The sequence below is a fragment of the Microbacterium sp. JC 701 genome, assembly GCF_021026215.1.
Classification (GTDB): domain Bacteria; phylum Actinomycetota; class Actinomycetes; order Actinomycetales; family Microbacteriaceae; genus Microbacterium; species Microbacterium algihabitans.
Genome location: NZ_JAJNCV010000001.1, coordinates 1,088,530 through 1,107,446, shown reverse-complemented (window position 1 = coordinate 1,107,446; position 18,917 = coordinate 1,088,530). Strand labels below are relative to the sequence as shown.

16 protein-coding genes and 1 pseudogene are annotated in these 18,917 nt (G+C 69.3%); 9 read left to right on the top strand and 8 right to left on the bottom strand.

The window, feature by feature from the left end; genetic code table 11:
• Nucleotides 1-98 precede the first annotated feature (98 nt).
• From LPW41_RS05295 to LPW41_RS05260, 8 genes and pseudogenes are all read right to left on the bottom strand, one after another.
• Nucleotides 99-1,205: an adenosine deaminase gene (locus tag LPW41_RS05295; protein ID WP_230704286.1), complete on the bottom strand. Its 1,107-nt coding sequence runs from the start codon at nt 1,203-1,205 to the stop codon at nt 99-101.
• Nucleotides 1,206-1,228: 23 nt separating this feature from the next.
• Nucleotides 1,229-2,518, bottom strand: coding sequence for a thymidine phosphorylase (locus LPW41_RS05290; RefSeq protein WP_230704285.1), 1,290 nt, complete (start codon nt 2,516-2,518; stop codon nt 1,229-1,231).
• Nucleotides 2,515-2,928 (bottom strand): annotated as a pseudogene (locus LPW41_RS05285) (cytidine deaminase); the annotation flags it as partial. The gene LPW41_RS05290 and the pseudogene LPW41_RS05285, both read right to left, overlap by 4 nt.
• Nucleotides 2,929-2,962: 34 nt before the next feature.
• The gene (locus tag LPW41_RS05280; protein ID WP_144829018.1) at nt 2,963-4,258 is read right to left on the bottom strand and encodes an ABC transporter permease; all 1,296 of its coding nucleotides are present in this window, start codon (nt 4,256-4,258) and stop codon (nt 2,963-2,965) included.
• Nucleotides 4,255-5,619 (bottom strand): ABC transporter permease, encoded by a 1,365-nt coding sequence (locus tag LPW41_RS05275; RefSeq protein ID WP_222846062.1) that lies wholly within the window; start codon nt 5,617-5,619, stop codon nt 4,255-4,257. The genes LPW41_RS05280 and LPW41_RS05275 overlap by 4 nt, the downstream gene beginning before the upstream one ends.
• Nucleotides 5,616-7,136, bottom strand: a complete 1,521-nt coding sequence (locus LPW41_RS05270; protein ID WP_144829020.1) for an ABC transporter ATP-binding protein — start codon at nt 7,134-7,136, stop codon at nt 5,616-5,618. The genes LPW41_RS05275 and LPW41_RS05270 overlap by 4 nt, the downstream gene beginning before the upstream one ends.
• Before the next feature lie 161 nt (nt 7,137-7,297).
• Complete coding sequence (locus tag LPW41_RS05265; RefSeq protein ID WP_230704284.1) at nt 7,298-8,404, bottom strand: BMP family protein; 1,107 nt, start codon at nt 8,402-8,404, stop codon at nt 7,298-7,300.
• 194 nt (nt 8,405-8,598) lie between these two features.
• Entirely contained in the window at nt 8,599-9,717 is a 1,119-nt protein-coding gene (locus LPW41_RS05260) for a mannose-1-phosphate guanylyltransferase (RefSeq protein WP_230704283.1), read from the bottom strand.
• Nucleotides 9,718-9,929: 212 nt separating this feature from the next.
• Between LPW41_RS05260 and sdhC the strand changes: the two genes are divergently transcribed.
• From sdhC to LPW41_RS05215, 9 genes are all read left to right on the top strand, one after another.
• Complete coding sequence (gene sdhC / locus LPW41_RS05255) at nt 9,930-10,364, top strand: succinate dehydrogenase, cytochrome b556 subunit (RefSeq protein WP_144829024.1); 435 nt, start codon at nt 9,930-9,932, stop codon at nt 10,362-10,364.
• On the top strand, nt 10,364-10,822 hold the full coding sequence (locus LPW41_RS05250) for a succinate dehydrogenase hydrophobic membrane anchor subunit (protein WP_144829026.1): 459 nt from the start codon (nt 10,364-10,366) through the stop codon (nt 10,820-10,822). The genes sdhC and LPW41_RS05250 overlap by 1 nt, the downstream gene beginning before the upstream one ends.
• A 58-nt stretch (nt 10,823-10,880) precedes the next feature.
• Complete coding sequence (gene sdhA / locus LPW41_RS05245) at nt 10,881-12,710, top strand: succinate dehydrogenase flavoprotein subunit (RefSeq protein ID WP_144829028.1); 1,830 nt, start codon at nt 10,881-10,883, stop codon at nt 12,708-12,710.
• A 1-nt stretch (nt 12,711) separates the two neighbouring features.
• Nucleotides 12,712-13,497, top strand: coding sequence for a succinate dehydrogenase iron-sulfur subunit (locus LPW41_RS05240; protein ID WP_144829030.1), 786 nt, complete (start codon nt 12,712-12,714; stop codon nt 13,495-13,497).
• Nucleotides 13,498-13,659: 162 nt separating this feature from the next.
• Nucleotides 13,660-14,859, top strand: coding sequence for a YihY/virulence factor BrkB family protein (locus tag LPW41_RS05235; protein WP_154096066.1), 1,200 nt, complete (start codon nt 13,660-13,662; stop codon nt 14,857-14,859).
• Between the two features lie 91 nt (nt 14,860-14,950).
• Nucleotides 14,951-15,799 carry an exodeoxyribonuclease III gene (locus LPW41_RS05230; protein ID WP_144829034.1) on the top strand — a complete coding sequence of 283 codons (849 nt, stop codon included), beginning with the start codon at nt 14,951-14,953 and terminating at the stop codon, nt 15,797-15,799.
• Between the two features lie 204 nt (nt 15,800-16,003).
• The gene (trpS, locus tag LPW41_RS05225) at nt 16,004-17,008 is read left to right on the top strand and encodes a tryptophan--tRNA ligase (RefSeq protein ID WP_144829036.1); all 1,005 of its coding nucleotides are present in this window, start codon (nt 16,004-16,006) and stop codon (nt 17,006-17,008) included.
• 153 nt (nt 17,009-17,161) lie between these two features.
• On the top strand, nt 17,162-17,719 hold the full coding sequence (locus LPW41_RS05220; protein WP_230704282.1) for a GNAT family N-acetyltransferase: 558 nt from the start codon (nt 17,162-17,164) through the stop codon (nt 17,717-17,719).
• 52 nt (nt 17,720-17,771) lie between these two features.
• Entirely contained in the window at nt 17,772-18,635 is an 864-nt protein-coding gene (locus LPW41_RS05215) for an Fpg/Nei family DNA glycosylase (RefSeq protein WP_144829041.1), read from the top strand.
• Nucleotides 18,636-18,917: the final 282 nt, after the last annotated feature.

Here is an 18,917-nt window from a genome sequence, read left to right as displayed (position 1 = left end):
GCGCGCCGGACGTGGCAGCGGCGTTTCCTGGAGACTCAACCAAGGGAATGCGCGAGGGGGCGCGCACCCGCAGGTGCGCGCCCCCCCAACAGCCCGGCTCAGCGCTGGAAGCCCTCGCTGATGATCTCGATGAGCTCCTCGCGCTCCTCCACCGGCAGGAAGGCCCCGGCGGCGGCGTTGAGCTGGAACGCCTCGAGGTCGTCGAGGTCGTACTCGAAGGCCTGAGCGAGCAGACCGAGCTCGCGCGTGAGCGTGGTCGCGCTCATCAGGCGGTTGTCGACGTTCACGGTCACGGAGAAGTCGAGCTGGTACAGCAGGTCGAACGGGTGGGCGTCCATCGTGTCGCCCCAGGCCGTGACGGCACCCGACTGCAGGTTCGACGTCGGCGACAGCTCGAGCGTGATCTCGCGGTCGCGCACCCACCGCGCCAGGTCGCCGAAAGTGACCTGCACCTCTTCGCCCTCACGCGAGACGACGTCGAGGTCGTTGGCGATGCGCACGCCGTGGCCGAGGCGCAGTGCGCGACCGTCGATCAGGGCGGAGCGGATGGATGCCAGTCCCGCCCCCTCGCCCGCGTGCACGGTCGTGGGGAAGAACTCCTGCGCGAGGTAGTCGAACGCCTCGCGGTGGCGCGACGGCAGGAACCCGTCCTCGGGGCCGGCGAGGTCGAAGCCGACGACACCGCGACCGCGCCACGAGACGGCGAGCTCGGCGATGTCGCGCGCGTTGTCGTTGTGGCGCAGGGCGGTCAGCAGCTGACCGACGCGGATGTCGTGTCCGCGTGCGTCGGCGGCGTCCTCACCCTCTTCGATGCCCTCCTGCACGGCATCCACCACATCGTCGAGGCTCAGTCCGCGGGTGAGGTGCTGCTCGGGAGCCCACCGCACCTCGCCGTAGACGACGCCGTCGGCGGCGAGGTCTTCGACGAACTCCTTCGCGACGCGCACGAGACCCTCGCGGGTCTGCATCACACCGACGGTCGCGTCGAACTTCTCGAGGTAGTCCTCGAGGGAGCCTCCGTCGAGGTGGTCGCTGAACCAGACGGTGAGGCCCTTCGCGTCGTCGGCGGGCAGGTCGAGACTCACCTCGTCGGCGAGTTCGAGCACCGTCTCGGGGCGGAGGCCGCCGTCGAGGTGATCGTGCAGCGAGACCTTCGGCAGCTCGCTGATCTTCCGGCCGCCGATGCGGACGTCTTCGGTGGCCATGGTGCTCCTCTTTCCGGATGCCATCACGCGGTGATGCGTTCGCGCACGAGCGACCGCCCGGAGGGAGCGGTGTCGCCGATCTCCCACGCTCCCTCGACCGCGTCGAGCGCGCGCGAGAAGCGCGTCTCATCGTCGGCCGAGAGGGTGAACAGCGGCTGACCGGCGCTGATGGACTGACCGACCGTCACGTGCAGGTCGATGCCCGCGGCGTGCACCACGGCGTCCTCGGCGCGGGCGCGGCCGGCGCCCAGGCGCCACGCACCGATGCCGAAGGGCAGGGCGTCGACGCGCGTGACGACGCCGGAGCGGTCGGCGACCACCGTGTGCGTCTCGCGGGGCGTGGGCAGAGCGGCATCCGGATCGCCGTCCTGCGCACGGATCATGCGCTTCCACACGTCCATCGCGCGGCCGTCCGACAGGGCCGCTTCGACGTCGGCGTCGGGCTTGCCGGCGAGGGTCAGCATCTCGCGCGCGAGGGCGACGGTCAGCTCGACCACGTCGGCGGGTCCGCCGCCGGCGAGCACCTCGACCGATTCGCGCACCTCGTTGGCGTTGCCGATCGCGAGTCCCAGCGGCACGTTCATGTCGGTGAGCAGCGCCGTCGTGTTGACCCCCGAGTCGGTGCCGAGGGCGACCATGGTCTCGGCGAGCTCACGCGCGCGGTCGATGTCCTGCATGAAGGCGCCCGAGCCGAACTTCACGTCGAGCACGAGCGAGTCGGTGCCCTCGGCGATCTTCTTCGACATGATGCTCGAGGCGATCAGCGGGATCGCCTCGACGGTTCCGGTGACGTCGCGCAGGGCGTACAGCTTCTTGTCGGCGGGGGCGAGACCGGTGCCGGCGGCGCAGATGACAGCGCCCACGTCGCGCAGCTGCGCCATGATCTCGTCGTTCGACAGCGCCGCGCGCCAGCCGGGGATCGACTCGAGCTTGTCGAGCGTGCCCCCGGTGTGGCCGAGGCCGCGACCCGAGAGCTGCGGCACGGCGACACCGAACGCGGCGACCAGCGGAGCCAACGGCAGCGTGATCTTGTCGCCCACGCCTCCGGTGGAGTGCTTGTCGACCGTGGTCTTGCCGAGCGACGAGAAGTCCATGCGCTCGCCCGAGGCGATCATCGCGTCGGTCAACACGCGGATCTGTTCGCGGCCGAGACCGTTCAGCAGGACCGCCATCGTGAATGCCGCCATCTGCGCGTCCATGACGTAGCCGCGCGTGTACGCGTCGACGAGCCAACGGATCTCGCCCTCGGAGATCGCCTTGCCGTCGCGCTGCGCACGGATGATGTCGACCGCGTCGAACTGCTCGGCGGTCATCGGGCCGCCTCCTCGAGGTCGCGCGGGCCGAAGGCGTCGGGCAGCACCTCGTCGATGGTCCGGATGCCGCTGACGGTCTCGAGCAGCATGCCCGGGATCGCGTGCTCGAACAGCAGCTGGCGGCAGCGGCCGCACGGCATGAGCGTGCGACCCTCACCGTCGACGCACACGAAGGCGACCAGCTGGCCGCCCCCGCTCATGTGCAGGTCGGACACGAGTCCGCATTCGGCGCACAACGTCACGCCGTACGAGGCGTTCTCGACGTTGCATCCGGAGACGATCCGGCCGTCGGCCACGAGCGCCGCGGCGCCCACCTTGAAGCGGGAATAGGGCGCGTACGCGCGGTGCATGGCATCCGTGGCGGCGGAACGGAGTTCGTCCCAGTCGATGTCGGTCATCGTGGAGTGGTGGGTCCTCTCGTGAAGGGAAGGGTGGTCGGGCCGGTCAGCCCTTGACGTACGGTTTGCCGGCGGCCGCGGGGCCGCGGACCTTTCCGACCAGACCGGCGACGGCGAAGATCGTCACCACGTACGGCAGCATGAGCATGAACTCGCTCGGCACCGGCGAACCGATGACGCCGAGGGTGTTCTGCAGGTTCGAGGCGAAACCGAACAGCAGGGCCGCCAGCGTCGCGCGGATCGGGTCCCACTGGCCGAAGATGACCGCCGCGAGGGCGATGTAACCGGCGCCGGCCGTCATCTCCTTGTTGAAGGCGCCGACGGAGCCGAGCGTGAAGAACGCTCCACCCAGGCCGGCGATGGCGCCACCGAGGGCGACGTTCCAGAAGCGGGTCTTGGCGATGTTGATGCCGACCGTGTCAGCGGCCTGCGGGTGCTCGCCGACCGCGCGGAGGCGCAGGCCCCAGCGGGTGTGGAACAGACCGACGTAGACCAGGGCGACCGTGACGTACATCAGGTAGACGATGATCGTCTGGTTGAACAGCATCGGCCCGAGGATCGGGATGTCGGCCAGCAGCGGGATCGGCAGACGCGGGAAGCGCGGGGGCGAGTTCAGCGTCTCGGCGTTGGGGGCGAGCACCTGCGAGAACAGGAAGCTCGTCAGTCCGACCACGAGCACGTTGAGCACGACACCGACGATCACCTGGTCGACGAAGTACTTGATGGCGAAGGCCGCCAGCACGAACGACACCAGCACGCCCGAGACGCCCGCGGCCAGCAGACCGATGAAGGGGTTGCCCGTCGCCGTGGCGACGACCGCCGACGTGAAGGCGCCGGCGAGCAGCTGACCCTCGATCGCGATGTTGACCACGCCGACCCGCTCGCTGAGCACACCGGCCATGGCGCCGAAGATCAGCGGGACCGAGAGGCTCAGGCCACCGGCGAGCAGACCCGTCAGAGGGATGACCGAGGTGGTGGCGCCTGCGGCGGCCCAGGTGAGGAAGCCGGTCATGAACACCAGCGCGAAGATGACGGCGAGCCAGATCGGCGGGCGCCGGTGGGCGCGCACCATGAGCACGCTCACCACGGTGACGGCCGCGAGCAGGATCGTGCACACGATGCCGGTGACGACACCGCCGAGCACGACCTCGGGCAGCTGCAGGAACTCGCCGGGGCTCGAGATGCGGAACACCGCGTCGCCGTCCTGACGGGCGATGACGAAGAGCACGAGCGCCAGCAGCGTGATCACGCCGTAGACGATGGGGGCCTTCCAGCCGACGACGACGGCGGTGTCGAGTGCGTCGGGCGTGGCGGCCTCGGGCTGTGCGGCGGTGGTGCTCACCGGGCCGCCTCCTTCTTCTTGGCGGCGCGTGCCTTCGACGGGCGCGCTCCGGGGGCCGGCAGACGGAAGATCGCGCGCACCAGCGGCGGGGCCGCGATGAAGAGCACGATGAGCGACTGCACGACGAGGACGATGTCGACCGGAACGCCGTTGGCGGCCTGCATGGCGAACCCGCCGGCCTTGAACGCACCGAACAGGATGCCGGCGACGAGCACGCCGACCGGGGTGGAGCGACCGAGCAGGGCCACCGTGATGGCGTCGAAGCCGATGCCCGCGTCGATGCCGCTGGAGAAGCCGGTGGTGACGGTGCCGAGCACCTGGTCGACGCCGGCGAGGCCCACGAGAGCGCCCGAGATGAGCATCGCGTAGACGTACATCGACTTGACGTTGATGCCGGCCACCCGCGCGGCGTTGGGGTTCAGACCCACCGCGCGGAAGCGGAAGCCGAGCGAGGAGCGCTCGAGGATCCACCAGACGACGGCGACGGCCACGAGCGACAGGATGAAGCCGAAGTGCAGGTTGTAGCCCGAGCCGAGCAGGTCGGGGAAGACCGCCGTGTCCTTCATCGCCGGGGTGGTGGGGTTGTTCGACCCCGGAGCCTGCAGGAGCCCGGGCGTGCGCAGCAGGTAGTACACGATGTAGAACGCGACGTAGTTGAGCATGATCGTGACGATCACCTCGTGCGCACCGGTGCGGGCCTTGAGCACACCCGCGATCCCCGACCAGATGGCACCGGCCGCGACGCCGACCACGAGGGCGACGAGCATGTGGATGCCCCACGGCAGGTCGAACGCGAAGGCGACCCAGCCGCCGGCGGCTGCCGCCACGAGCATCTGGCCACGGCCACCGATGTTGAACATGCCGACGCGGAACGCGAGGGCGACACCGAGGCCGGCCGCGATCAGCGGGGTGGCGAAGGTGAGGGTCTCGGTCAGCGGACGGATGCCGGTGGCGAACTCGGGGCGACGGAAGTTGTAGATCGCGCCCTGGAAGAACGACGAGTACGCGCCCGACACCGACGTCCAGATCGCCGAGAGCATGTCGCCGGGACGAGCGAAGAAGTAGGCCGACGTCGCCTGCACGTTCTCGTCGGTGGCGGCGATCATGATCGCGCCGACGATCAGCGCGAGGATCACGGCCAGCACCGAGATGATGGCGTTGCCGGTGGCGATCTCGCGGAAGGCCCGACGCCAGCGGTTCTCGTCGGTGGCGGGTTCGGGGGCGACCTTGCGGGCGCCCGCTGCGGGATCCACGGCCGTCGAGCCTTCGAGGGCGACGTCGGCCTGGGCGGCCTGGGCGACCTCGGCCGCGCGATCGGCCCGCGAGGCGGTCGGATCGTGCGGGCTGTACGAATCGCTCACGCGGCGACTCCTTCGTTCTGGGGCGCTTCGCCGGCCATCATGAGGCCGAGCACATCGCGCGAGGTGTCGCCGGGGACGATGCCCACGACGCGACCGCGGTACATGACCATGATGCGGTCGGCGAGGGCGGTGACCTCGTCGAGTTCGGTGGAAACGACGATGACGGGAACACCGGCGTCGCGCGTCTCGATGACGCGCTTGTGGATGAATTCGATCGATCCGACGTCGACGCCGCGCGTGGGCTGCGCGGCCACGAACAACCGCAGTTCGCGGCTGAGCTCGCGCGCCAGCACGACCTTCTGCTGGTTGCCGCCCGACAGACGCCCGACCGGGGTCTCGATCGAGGGGGTGCGCACGTCGAACTCCGAAACCTTCTCGCGGGCGAAGTCGGCGAGGTTCGACCGCTGGATCGCGCCGCCCTTGACGAACGGCGCCCCGTCGGCGCGGTCGAGCATGAGGTTCTCGGCGATCGAGAACTCCCCCACCAGGCCGTCTTCCTTGCGGTCCTCGGGGACGAACCCGACGCCGGCCTCGAGCACGGCGCGCACGCTGCGCCCGTTCAACTCGGCACCGTCGAGCACGATCGAACCCTCGACGCGCTCCTGGAGTCCCAGCAGCGCCTCGGTGAGCTCGGTCTGGCCGTTGCCCTGGACACCCGCGATCGCGAGCACCTCGCCGCGGCGCACCTCGAAGCTGACGTCGTTGACGACGAGCTGGCCGATCGGGTCGACCACGGTGAGGTTCGACACCTGCAAGGCGACGTCGCCGAGGGTCGGCGCCTCTTTCTGCACGGTGAGCTCCACGGCACGACCGACCATGAGCGAGGCCAGCTCGGCGTTCGACGCCGTGGGCTCGGCCTCGCCGACGACCTTGCCGAGACGGATGACCGTGATGCGGTCGGCGACCTCGCGCACCTCGCGGAGCTTGTGGGTGATGAAGACGATCGAGGTGCCCGATTCCTTGAGCTGACGCATGATCGCCATCAGCTCGTCGGTCTCCTGGGGCGTGAGCACGGCGGTGGGCTCGTCGAAGACGAGCACCTTCGCGTCGCGCGAGAGCGCCTTGATGATCTCGACGCGCTGCTGCACCCCGACGGGCAGGTCGTCGACGAGGGCGTCGGGGTCGACGGCGAACCCGAACCGGTCGGAGATCTCCTTGACCTTCGCCCGCGCGGCTGCGAGGTCGAGACGCCCACCGACCTTGGTGGGCTCGTGACCGAGCATCACGTTCTCGGCGACGGTGAAGACGGGGATGAGCATGAAGTGCTGGTGCACCATGCCGATGCCCGAGCGCATCGCATCGCCGGGGCCGGAGAAGTGCTGGACGGCGTCGTCGAGCAGGATCTCTCCCCCGTCGGCCTGGTAGAGGCCGTACAGGACGTTCATGAGGGTGGATTTGCCGGCACCGTTCTCGCCGAGCAGGCAGTGGATCTCTCCGGCCTCGACGGTGAGGTCGATGTGATCATTCGCCACCAGGGACCCGAAGGTTTTCGTGATCCCGCGGAGTTCGAGCTTCATGTTCCCGATCCTAAGTTCTGTGGCGCCGGACGCGGGAAGCGTCCGGCGGCCGGGACCCGCCTCGTGAGCGGTCCCGATCCGGGCGTGAGGCGGAGAAACCGCCGCCTCACAAGGGAGGGGGAGGCCGGCGTGCGCCGACCTCCCCCGCACAGCGAGCGGACTCAGCCGGCCAGGTAGGACTCGACCTTGATCTTGCCGCTGATGATGTCGGCCTTCAGGGCGTCGACCTTCGAGGTGAGGTCGGACGACACGCGGTCGGACCAGTCGTGGTACGGGGCGATGCCCACACCGTCGTTCTCGAGCGTGCCGATGAACGGGGTGACGTCGAAGTTGCCCTCGCCCGCGGCGACGATGGCGTCCTTCGTACCCACGTCGATGCCCTTGAGAATCGAGGTGAGCAGCAGGCTGCCGATCGAGGGGTCGGTCTCGAACACGTCGGCGTCCACGCCGACGAGCGCGATCTCGCGACCGGCGTCCTGGATGGCGACGGCGGCCGACTGGTAGATCGGGCCACCGACGGGCAGCAGCACGTCGACGTTCTGGTCGATCAGGGCCTGAGCGGTCTGACGAGCGGTGTCGTTGGCCTCGAAGCCACCGGTGAACGAGCCGTCCTTGGCGGTGCGGTCCCAGCCGACCACGCGGACGTTGGCGCCGTTGTCGGTGTTGTACTTCTCGACGCCCTGCGCGAAGCCGTCCATGAAGATCGTCACGGTCGGGATGTTCATGCCGCCGAAGGTGCCCACGACACCGGTCTTCGAGGTGCCCGCGGCCAGGTAGCCGGCGAGGTACGCCGCCTGAGCGGTGTCGAAGATGATCGGCTTGATGTTGGGGGCGTCGGTCTTGCCGTCGAAGTTCTGGTCGACGGTGTCGTCGATCGAGACGTACTGCAGGTCGGGGTTGGCCGTGGCCGACTCGAGGGCAGCGGGCGCCAGCAAGAAGCCGACGGTGATGATGGTGTTGCAGCCCTGGTCGACCAGGTTCTGCAGGTTCGACGCGAAGTCGGTCTCGGACTGCGACTGCACCTCGATGGGCTTCTTCGAGCCGAGCTCCGACGCGGCGGCGTCGAGGCCCTCCTTGCCGAGCTGGTTGAACGACTTGTCGTCGAATCCACCCGAGTCGGACACCATGCAGGGCAGGTAGTCGCTGGCGCCGGCAGCGGCACCACCGGATGCGCCGTTGCTCTCGGGTGCGGCGCCGCAACCGGCGAGCAGCGCCGCGGCGCCGATCATGGCGAGGCCGCTGACGACGGCCTTCTTCGTGGTCTTCACGAATGGTCCTCCAAGACGGATGCCCCCAACGGGTTCGGGGGACGATCCCGTCACGTTACCTACTGTGTCGCGGTGCTCGTGACCGGGGAGCCGCCGTGCGAGCCAATGGTTACAAAGACGCAATCTCGCGTCATGAGACCGCCACACGCCCTCCGCCCGAAGGCACCGGATGCCACGTGGTGTGGCATCCGGTCTCAGAGCACGTCGCCGCGACCGGTCAGCTTGAGCGCGTCCACGACGCCCTTCACGCGCTGGGCGTTCTCGCTGGTCGTGACCAGGAGCGCGTCGGGTGTGTCGACCACGACGATGTCGCGCACGCCGATGAGGCTGATGACGCGCTTGGTCTGCGAGACCACGATGCCGCTGGAGGCGTCGGAGAGCACCCGCGCGTCTTCGCCGAGGATGGCGAGCTCGTTGCGGCCGCCCGAGGAGTTGAGCTTGGACAGGCTGGCGAAGTCGCCCACGTCGTCCCAGTCGAAGTGCCCGGGGATGACGGCCAGCCGGCCCTTCTCGGCCGCGGGCTCGGCGACGGAGTAGTCGATCGCGATCTTCTTCAGACCCGGCCAGATGCGGTCGACCGCGGGGCCGCGGCGCTCGCGGTCGTCCCAGGCCTCGGCCAGTTGGAGCAGACCCGCGTGCAGCTCGGGCTCGTTGACGGCGAGCTCCGCCAGCAGCACGTCGGCGCGGGTGATGAACATGCCCGCGTTCCACAGGTAGGCGCGGTCGGCGAAGTACTCCTTCGCCGTCTCGAGGTCGGGCTTCTCGACGAAGCGCTCGACGATGTAGGCCTCGGGGGCGCCCTCGACGATCAGCTCGGCCGCCTGCTTGATGTAGCCGAAGCCGACCGAGGGTTCGGCCGGCTGGATGCCGATCGTGCAGATGTAGCCCTCGCGGGCGACGGCCACGGCCTGGTGCACCGCGAACTCGAACTGCCGCGTCTGGCGGATGACGTGGTCGGCCGCGAACGAACCGATGATCACGTCGGGCTCGCGGCGCACGAGGATCGCCGCAGCGAGCCCGATCGCGGCCGACGAGTCGCGCGGCTCCGACTCGAGGAACACGTTGTGGTCGGGAACGCCCGGCAGCTCGCGCTCGACCGCGGCGCGGTGCGCGCGACCGGTGACGACGGCGATGCGGTCGTCGCCCGACAGCGGGGCGAGGCGGTCCCACGTGTCGCGCAGGAGCGTCTGTCCCGAGCCGGTGAGGTCGTGGAGGAACTTGGGTGCGTCGGCCCGGGACAAGGGCCACAACCGGCTGCCGATCCCTCCGGCGGGGATCACGGCGTAGAAATCGTCGATCGCAGGGTTTGCCATGGCACCGACACTAGCGTTCGCACCCCGTTCTTCCCGCGCGCGCAGGGGACGGAACACCGGGTGAACGGCATCCGGGATATCTCGATATCGAGAGAGTCTTAGGCGCCCCTAATCCCCGCCGTTCATAGCCCGGCCGTAGTATTCAATGGCGCCCGTGTGACGCTCGGGGCCCGTGCGAGGCCCCACACCGTGTTCGATCAGGGAGGACGACCGTGTCAGCACCAGCACGTGCCACGCCGTCGGTGAAAGAGACCACCTCGAAGAGGCCCCGCGGCACTCTGTACCGGGGTCGCGAAGGAATGTGGTCGTGGGTGCTTCACCGCATCACCGGCGTCGCCATCTTCTTCTTCCTCCTGGTGCACATCCTCGACACGGCGCTCATCCGCGTCTCGCCCGAGGCATATGACGCCGTCATCGCGCAGTACAAGAACCCGATCATGGGTCTCGGCGAGGTGGCCCTGGTGGCCGCGATCGCGTACCACGCGTTCAACGGCCTGCGCATCATCCTCGTGGACTTCTGGCCCTGGGCCACGCGCCACCAGCGTCAACTGTGGTGGGGCGTGCTGGGCCTGTGGGTCGTCACGATGCTCGGGTTCACCCCGCGCCACCTGATCAACGTCTTCAGCGCCGTCACCGGGAGCCACTGATGTCCGTCGCCCAAGAAGCCGCCACGATCCCCGCCCCCCGCACGCCCAGCGTGCGCAAGAAGGGCTCCAACCTCGAGAAGTGGGGCTGGATCTACATGCGCGCCTCCGGCGTGCTGCTGATCGTCCTGATCTTCGGCCACCTCTTCGTCAACCTGATGACCGGCGAGGGCATCCACCAGATCGACTTCGCGTTCGTCGCGGGCAAGCTCGCCTCGCCGTTCTGGCAGTGGTGGGACGTGCTGATGCTCTGGCTCGCCCTGATCCACGGCGCCAACGGCATGCGCACGATCGTCAACGACTACGTCGGCAACGCAACCGTCCGGAAGATCCTCGTCGGCTCCCTGTGGGTCTCGGCCGGATTCCTCATCCTGCTCGGCACTCTCGTGGTCTTCACCTTCGACCCCTGCATCGGCGTGACCGAGTCCAGCAGCCTGTGGGACGTGTGCCGCGCGGCCTGAGCCGACGGCATCCCTTCTCCCCCGACGTCTTCCCCCTGACAGCAGAGGCATTGCACACGTGAGCACTCAGACCAGTTCGGACTCGATCGTCAAAGACGGCGTCCACTACCACCAGTTCGACGTCGTCATCGTCGGCGCCGGCGGCGCGGGCATGCGCGCGGCCATCGAGGCCGGCCCCGGCGCGAAGACCGCCGTCATCTCGAAGCTCTACCCCACGCGTTCGCACACCGGCGCGGCGCAGGGCGGCATGGCCGCGGCGCTGGCCAACGTCGAAGAGGACTCCTGGGAGTGGCACACCTTCGACACCATCAAGGGCGGCGATTACCTCGTCGACCAGGATGCCGCGGAGATCCTCGCCAAAGAGGCCATCGACGCCGTCATCGACCTCGAGAACATGGGCCTGCCGTTCAACCGCACGCCCGAGGGCAAGATCGACCAGCGCCGTTTCGGCGGGCACACCGCCGACCACGGCAAGACGCCCGTGCGCCGTGCCTGCTACGCCGCCGACCGCACCGGTCACATGATCCTGCAGACGCTGTTCCAGAACTGCGTCAAGCTCGGCATCAACTTCTTCAACGAGTTCTACGTGCTCGACCTCGTCACCGTGAAGGATGACGCCGGCAAGACCCAGGTCGCCGGTGTCGTGGCCTACGACCTGGCCACGGGCGAGCTGCACGTGTTCCAGTCGAAGGCCGTCATCTTCGCGACCGGCGGTTTTGGCAAGATCTTCAAGACCACCTCCAACGCCCACACCCTCACCGGTGACGGCGTCGGCATCGTGTGGCGCAAGGGCCTGCCGCTGGAGGACATGGAGTTCTTCCAGTTCCACCCGACCGGCCTCGCCGGTCTCGGCATCCTTCTCACCGAGGGTGCCCGCGGTGAGGGCGCGATCCTGCGTAACGCGAGCGGTGAGCGCTTCATGGAGCGCTACGCCCCCACCATCAAAGACCTCGCGCCCCGCGACATCGTCGCCCGCTGCATGGTGCAGGAAGTAGCCGAAGGCCGCGGCGCCGGCCCCCACCGCGACTACGTGCTGCTGGACTGCACGCACCTGGGCGCCGAGGTGCTCGAGACCAAGCTCCCCGACATCACCGAATTCGCCCGCACCTACCTGGGCGTCGACCCGGTGGTCGAGCCGGTGCCGGTCATGCCGACCGCGCACTACGCGATGGGCGGCATCCCCACCAACATCAAAGCCGAGGTGCTCGCCGACAACGACACCGTCGTCCCGGGCCTGTACGCCGCCGGTGAGTGCGCGTGCGTCTCGGTGCACGGCTCGAACCGCCTCGGCACCAACTCGCTGCTCGACATCAACGTCTTCGGCAAGCGCGCCGGCCGCAACGCCGTCGAGTACGTCAAGACCGCCGACTTCGTGCCGCTCCCCGAAGACCCCGCCGCCGAGGTGCGCGGGCTCATCGAAGACCTGCGCAACAACAGCGGAACCGAGCGCATCGCGGTGCTGCGCAAGACGCTGCAGGACGAGATGGACAAGGGCGCGCAGGTGTTCCGCACGCACGAGTCGCTGGCCCACGTCATGGACGTGATCGCCGATCTGCGCGAGCGTTACAAGAACATCCACGTCGACGACAAGGGCAAGCGCTTCAACACCGACCTGCTCGAGGCCGTCGAGCTGGGCTTCCTGCTCGACCTCGCCGAGGTCGTCGTCTACTCGGCGCAGAACCGCGAGGAGAGCCGCGGCGGTCACATGCGCGACGACTTCCCCACGCGCGACGACGAGAACTACATGCAGCACACCATGGCGTACCTGTCGGGCGACCCCCACTCGTCGCACCCGGCCGATCACATCGAACTCGGCTGGAAGCCCGTGGTGTTCACCAAGAACGAGGCCGGGGAGCTCCGCTACCCGCCGCTGGAGAGGAAGTACTGAGATGGCATCCACCGTCGTCGAGACCGTAGACACCTCCGACGAGGTCGTGGAGACCCCCGAAGACACCGGGATCCAGTCGTTCCTCGTCACCTTCAACATCCGTCGCTTCGACCCCGAGGTCGACGACGAGCCGCGTTGGGTCGATTACGACGTGGAGCTCTACTCCACCGACCGCGTGCTCGACGCCCTGCACAAGATCAAGTGGGAGGTCGACGGCTCGCTGTCATTCCGCCGCTCCTGCGCGCACGGCATCTGCGGATCGGATGCCATGCGCATCAACGGCCGCAACCGTCTCGCCTGCAAGACGCTGATCAAGGATCTCGACATCTCGCAGCCGATCTACGTCGAGGCGATCAAGGGTCTGCCCCTCGAGAAGGACCTCATCGTCGACATGGAGCCGTTCTTCGCCTCCTACCGCGAGGTGCAGCCCTTCCTCATCTCGAACTCGAAGCCCGAGGCCGGAAAGGAGCGCGTGCAGTCGATCGTCGACCGCGAGGTCTTCGACGACACCACCAAGTGCATCCTGTGCGCCGCGTGCACCTCGTCGTGCCCCGTGTTCTGGACCGACGGTCAGTACTTCGGCCCCGCCGCGATCGTCAACGCGCACCGCTTCATCTTCGACTCGCGCGACGACGCGGGCGATGTGCGCCTCGACATCCTCAACGACAAAGAGGGCGTGTGGCGCTGCCGCACCACCTTCAACTGCACCGAGGCGTGCCCGCGCGGCATCGAGGTCACCAAGGCCATCGCCGAGGTCAAGCAGGCCGTCCTCCGCGGCGGTCGCTGACCCTCAGCCTCTCGAACGGCGGGTGCGGTCCCTGAGCTTGTCGAAGGGGGCGCCCCGCCGTTCCGCGTTTCCGGGTGACCTTCCGCCGGTGGAAAGGGGGGTCCGGATGCCGCGACCCGGCGCAACGCGAGCCCCCGGCATCCGTTCATCTAGGCTTTCCAGGTGACCGAGACCGCCCCCGACCCGCGTCCGCTGCCCGCGGTGCGCGCCGAGGACACCTCGTTGCGGGAGCGCCTCGCGGAGGCCCAGACGGCGGTGCGCGGGCGACTCGACCAGCCCCTCGCGCGGGCGCAGCGCATCGCGCAGTGGTTCCCGATCCGGGTCTGGCGGCACTTCCTGCAGCACAACGGCTTCCTGCTCGCCGCCGGCATGAGCTACCAGGGATTGTTCGCCGTCTTCTCGGCGCTGTACCTCGCGTTCGCGGGCGTGGGTATCTGGCTGGGCGGCAGCACGAGCGCGATCACCGGGCTCATCCGCATCGTCAACAGCTACATCCCCGGGCTGATCAGCGAGAACGGACTCGTCGACCGCGACCAGGTCGAGGCCGTGGCGCAGGAGAGCGGGCGCCTGCTCACCGTCACCGGCATCGTCGCCGTCGTGGTGGTCGTCTGGACGGCGATCGGCTTCGTTACCTTCACCCGTCGCGCCGTGCGCGACACCTTCGGGCTCCCCTTCGACCTGCGCAACTACGTGATGCTCAAGGCCCGCGACTTCGTGGCCTCGGTGCTGTTCGGTATCTCGCTGCTCGTCGGCGCTCTGCTGGGTTCGGTGACCACCGGCGCCGTCGACCTCGTGTTCGGGCTCATCGGGTGGGATCGCGAGACCCTCGGCTGGTCGATCGGGGCGCGCCTGGTCTCGCTCGTCGTGGCGTTCGGCATCAACACCGTCGCCCTCGCCTCGCTGTTCCGCTTCTTGACCGGCACGACGCTGTCGTGGCGGCGCGCGTGGCCCGGCGCCATCGTCGGGGCGACCGGCATCGTCGTGCTGCAGGTGGCCGCCGGTTTCCTCTTCGTCTACACCCCCTCGAACCCGCTGCTGGCGACCTTCACGGTGCTCATCGGATTTCTGCTGTGGTTCCGCTTCATCGGCATCGTGATCCTCGTCTCGGCGGCGTGGATCGCGGTGGCCGCGGGCGATCGCGACGTGCCGCTGCGCTCCCCCGAAGACCGCCGGGCGATGGAGCAGGCCGCCCTCGTCATCGCCGCCCAGGTGGGTCTGCGCGAGGCCGAGAAGGCGTTCGCGATGTCGCGATGGCCGCTGCGCTGGCGTGCGAAGCGTCGGGTGATCGCCGCCGAGAAGAACCTCGCGCGGGCCGAGGCCGACGTGCCCGCTCCGCGGCGGACGTCGCTGCTGCCCGACTGAGCGGGTTCGGATCCCGATGCCGGCGGCCGGGCGCGCAGCCCCGTCCCGCCCGCACGGGCTCGATGTCGGAGGTCGTGGATAGGCTCGTGGGGTGGCTCGTTCCGTGCGTATCGTCTCCGTCAACGTCAATGGCATCCGTGCCGCCGTCCGCAAGGGCATGGTCGAGTGGCTCGACGCCTCCGGCGCCGACATCGTCACCCTGCAAGAGGTGCGGGCCACCGCAGACCAGCTCGCCGAGGCCCTCCCCGGGTGGGAGATCGTCAACGACGAAGCCCTCGCGAAGGGGCGCGCGGGAGTCGCCATCATCAGCCGTCTGCCCGGCGTCGAGACCCGCACGCACCTCGGCCCCGAGCCGCTCGACGCGTCGGGCCGGTGGATCGAGACCGACTTCGACATCGACGGCGAGACCGTCACCATCGTCAGCGCCTACGTGCACAGCGGCGAGGTCGACACCCCCAAGCAAGACGCGAAGTGGCTGTTCCTCGACGCGATGGAGCGCCGCCTCGCCGAGCTCGCCGCCTCGAGCGAGCTGGCCCTCGTCACCGGCGACCTGAACGTCGGCCACCGCGAGCTCGACATCAAGAACTGGCGCGGCAACCGCAAGAACGCCGGCTTCCTCCCGCGCGAGCGGGCCTACTTCGACCGCTTCTTCGGCCCCGCGGGCGAGCAGGTCGAGGGCGTCGACGGGTCGACCGGCACCGGCCTCGGCTGGATCGACGTGGGCCGCCGCGCCATGGGCGAGATCGAGGGGCCGTACACGTTCTGGTCGATGCGCGGAAAGGCGTTCGACACCGACAGCGGCTGGCGCATCGACTACCACGTCGCCACTCCCGCCCTGGCCGAGCGCGTCACCTCCTACCGGGTCGACCGCGCTCCGTCGTACGACACCCGGTGGAGCGATCACTCCCCCGTGATCGTCGACTACACGCTCGGGCGCTGACCGCAGGCGTCGCACCGGTCGTCGGCCGGGCAGCGGGTGCCGCCGTGGGCCACGGTGCGCATCGCGCGCGGGCCCTCCCGACCTCGGCATCCGGTCGCCTGACGCCGAGTGCGGAGCACTGGTCGTCGCCGGGGGCCGGGTATCGACATCCGGACCCTTTTCCGACGGAAGGTCGGCCCCGCGCACGCGGCCTAGGATCGTACGGTGACCACCGAGCGCCTCTACTCCGGAATGCAGCCCTCCGCCGACAGCCTCCAGATCGGCAACTACATCGGGGCCCTCCTGCAGTGGCGCGACCTCCAGGACCAGTACGACGCCTTCTTCTCGGTCGTCGACCTGCACGCCCTGACGCAGCCCGGCGATCCCGCCGAGCGCCGCGAGAAGACCCGCCGCACCGCCGCCCAGTACATCGCCGCCGGCATCGAGCCCTCGCGCTCCACGCTGTACGTGCAGTCGCACGTGCCCGCGCACGCCGAGCTGCAGTGGGTGCTGTCGACCCTCACGGGCTTCGGCGAGGCCGGGCGCATGACCCAGTTCAAAGACAAGTCGGCCCGCTACGGCACCGATGCCACCAACGTCGGCCTCTTCACCTACCCGGTGCTGATGGCCGCCGACATCCTGCTGTATCAGACCGACGTCGTGCCCGTCGGCGACGACCAGAAGCAGCACATCGAGCTCACGCGCGACCTGGCCGAGCGCTTCAACCAGCGATTCGGCGAGACCTTCACCGTGCCGAAGCCCGTGATCCAGCGCGAGACCGCACGCATCTACGACCTGCAGAACCCCACGGCCAAGATGTCGAAGTCGGCCGAGTCCGACGCGGGCGTGCTGTGGCTGCTCGACGACCCCAAGGTCAGCGCGAAGAAGATCATGCGCGCCATGACCGACTCGGAGGGGTCGGTGCGCTTCGACCGCGAGACCAAGCCCGGCGTGTCGAACCTGCTCGTCATCTACTCGGCCCTCACCGGCCGCGAGATCACCTCGATCGAAGACGAGTACGCGGGCCGCGGGTACGGCGACTTCAAGAAGGGCCTCGCCGAGGTCGTCGTCAACGAGTTCGAGCCGGTGCGTGCGCGGGCCACGGAACTGCTCGACGACCCCGCCGAGCTCGACCGCGTGCTGGCCGTGAACGCCGGCAAAGCGGCATCCGTCGCCGAGAAGACCCTCAGCGACGTGTACGACCGCATCGGCCTGCTCCGCCGCGGCTGAGTTTTCGGCTGTTCGACGCCCGCGCGACTCGCTGAGTCGCGCGGGCGTCGTGATTCGGGGGCGGGGCTAGGCGGCAGGTGCTCGGCGCGAGCGGCACGACTCCTGCGTAAGCTGTGCCGCGGACAGGCCCGCCGCGACCGGTAGCGTGGCCGGATGGAACCGGAGATCCTGCGCACCGCCCGCCTCGAGCTGTCGGCGCCGCGCGAGAGCGACGCCGCGGCGATCCACGCGGAGTGTCAGGATGCCGCGATCCAGCGGTTCACGACGGTGCCGTCGCCCTACCTTCCGGCCGACGCCGAGACGTTCGTCGAACTGACGCGCACGTGGTGGGGCGACGGGTCGGAGGCGACGTGGGCGATCCGCCTCGAAGGGCGACTGGTCGGCATGGTGGGCCTGGCGAAACTGCCGTCGGGTGGTCCCGAGATCGGCTACTGGGTCTCGTCGAGCGTGCGCGGGCAGGGGCTGGCCACCGAGGCGGTGCGGGCCGTGGTCGACTGGGGCTTCGCCGCCGAACGGCCGGCGGTGCAGCGCATCGAGTGGCGGGCGGTCGTGGGCAACGCCGGGTCGGCGCGCGTGGCGCAGGCGGTGGGGTTCCGCTATGAAGGGCTGCTGCGGCAGGCGGGCGCGAACTCGCTGGGGCGCTCCGACATGTGGGTGGGCGGGCTGCTGCGCTCCGACGACCGCGACCCGCAACCCTGGCCCGTGCTGTAGGCCGGGGGCAAGGGCCTGCGCCGATGTCGGAGGTCCGTGGCAGCATGGCCGCATGCCGGAGATGCCAGAGGTCGAGGGGCTCGTCGAATACCTGCGCGGGCGCGTGACGGGACTGCGTGTCGACAAGGCCACCGTGTCGGCCATCAACGCACTGAAGACTTACGACCCGCCGCTCACCGCGCTGGTCGGGGCCCACGTGACGGGTGTCGATCGCCACGGCAAGTTCGTCGACGTCTCGACCGATGCGGGCGTGCACCTGGTGTTCCACCTCGCCAAGGCGGGGTGGCTGCGGTGGTACGACGCGCTACCCGCGACGATCATCAAGCCCGGCAAGACGCCGATCGCGCTGCGGGTCGGCTTCGACGACGGCTCGGGGTTCGACCTCACCGAGGCCGGTACCAAGAAGTCGCTCGCCGTGTACGCCGTGCGCTCCCCCGCCGAGGTGCCGGGCATCGCGCGGCTCGGTCCCGACCCGCTGAGCGCCGGCTTCGACCGCGCGACGTTCGGCTCGCTGCTCGAGGGCCGTCGCACGCAGATCAAGGGCGTGCTGCGCGACCAGTCGATCATCGCGGGGGTCGGCAACGCCTACTCCGACGAGATCCTGCACGCGGCCAAGATGTCGCCGTACGCGCTGGCGGCGAATCTGTCGGATGCCGAGGTCGACCACCTCTACGGCGCGATGACGACGACGCTGGCCGAGGCGATCGAGGCGGCCCGCGGCAAACCGCCGGCGGAGTTGAAGGATGCAAAACGGCGAGGCATGCGCGTACACGGGCGGCGCGGCGAGGCGTGTCCCGTCTGCGGCGATGAGGTGCGCAGCGTGTTCTTCGCCGACAACTCCCTCGAGTACTGCCCCACCTGCCAGACGGGCGGAAAGCTGCTCGCCGACCGCCGGCTGTCGCGACTGCTGAAGTGACCCGATGCCACGATGGTTCCGGCCACGATGCGCGCGTCCGCGCCGCGATGCGCGCTCCGGCCACGGACCGTGCGCCCGCGCCCCTGCACGCGTCGGCGCCCCGATGCGCGCGGCCAGCCACGATGCCCGCGTCGCCGCCCCGCTGCGCGCGTCCGGCCAAGGTGTGCGCCTCCGCGCCCCGGCGCGGGAGTACCACGAAACGTCGCCGCGTGACGGGGAATGAAACCGCTCGAGCGGCGTTGAGTAGACTCCGAAGAGCAAAAACGTGCTCCGGGGTCGGTG

Coding starts and splice junctions, on each gene's coding strand:
- LPW41_RS05290 (WP_230704285.1), bottom strand. CDS start 2,518: ATGACCGCCGAGCAGTTCGACGCGGTCGACATCATCCGTGCGCAGCGC.
- LPW41_RS05270 (WP_144829020.1), bottom strand. CDS start 7,136: ATGAAGCTCGAACTCCGCGGGATCACGAAAACCTTCGGGTCCCTGGTG.
- LPW41_RS05240 (WP_144829030.1), top strand. CDS start 12,712: ATGGCATCCACCGTCGTCGAGACCGTAGACACCTCCGACGAGGTCGTG.
- LPW41_RS05250 (WP_144829026.1), top strand. CDS start 10,364: ATGTCCGTCGCCCAAGAAGCCGCCACGATCCCCGCCCCCCGCACGCCC.
- LPW41_RS05220 (WP_230704282.1), top strand. CDS start 17,162: ATGGAACCGGAGATCCTGCGCACCGCCCGCCTCGAGCTGTCGGCGCCG.
- LPW41_RS05260 (WP_230704283.1), bottom strand. CDS start 9,717: ATGGCAAACCCTGCGATCGACGATTTCTACGCCGTGATCCCCGCCGGA.
- LPW41_RS05215 (WP_144829041.1), top strand. CDS start 17,772: ATGCCGGAGATGCCAGAGGTCGAGGGGCTCGTCGAATACCTGCGCGGG.
- LPW41_RS05295 (WP_230704286.1), bottom strand. CDS start 1,205: ATGGCCACCGAAGACGTCCGCATCGGCGGCCGGAAGATCAGCGAGCTG.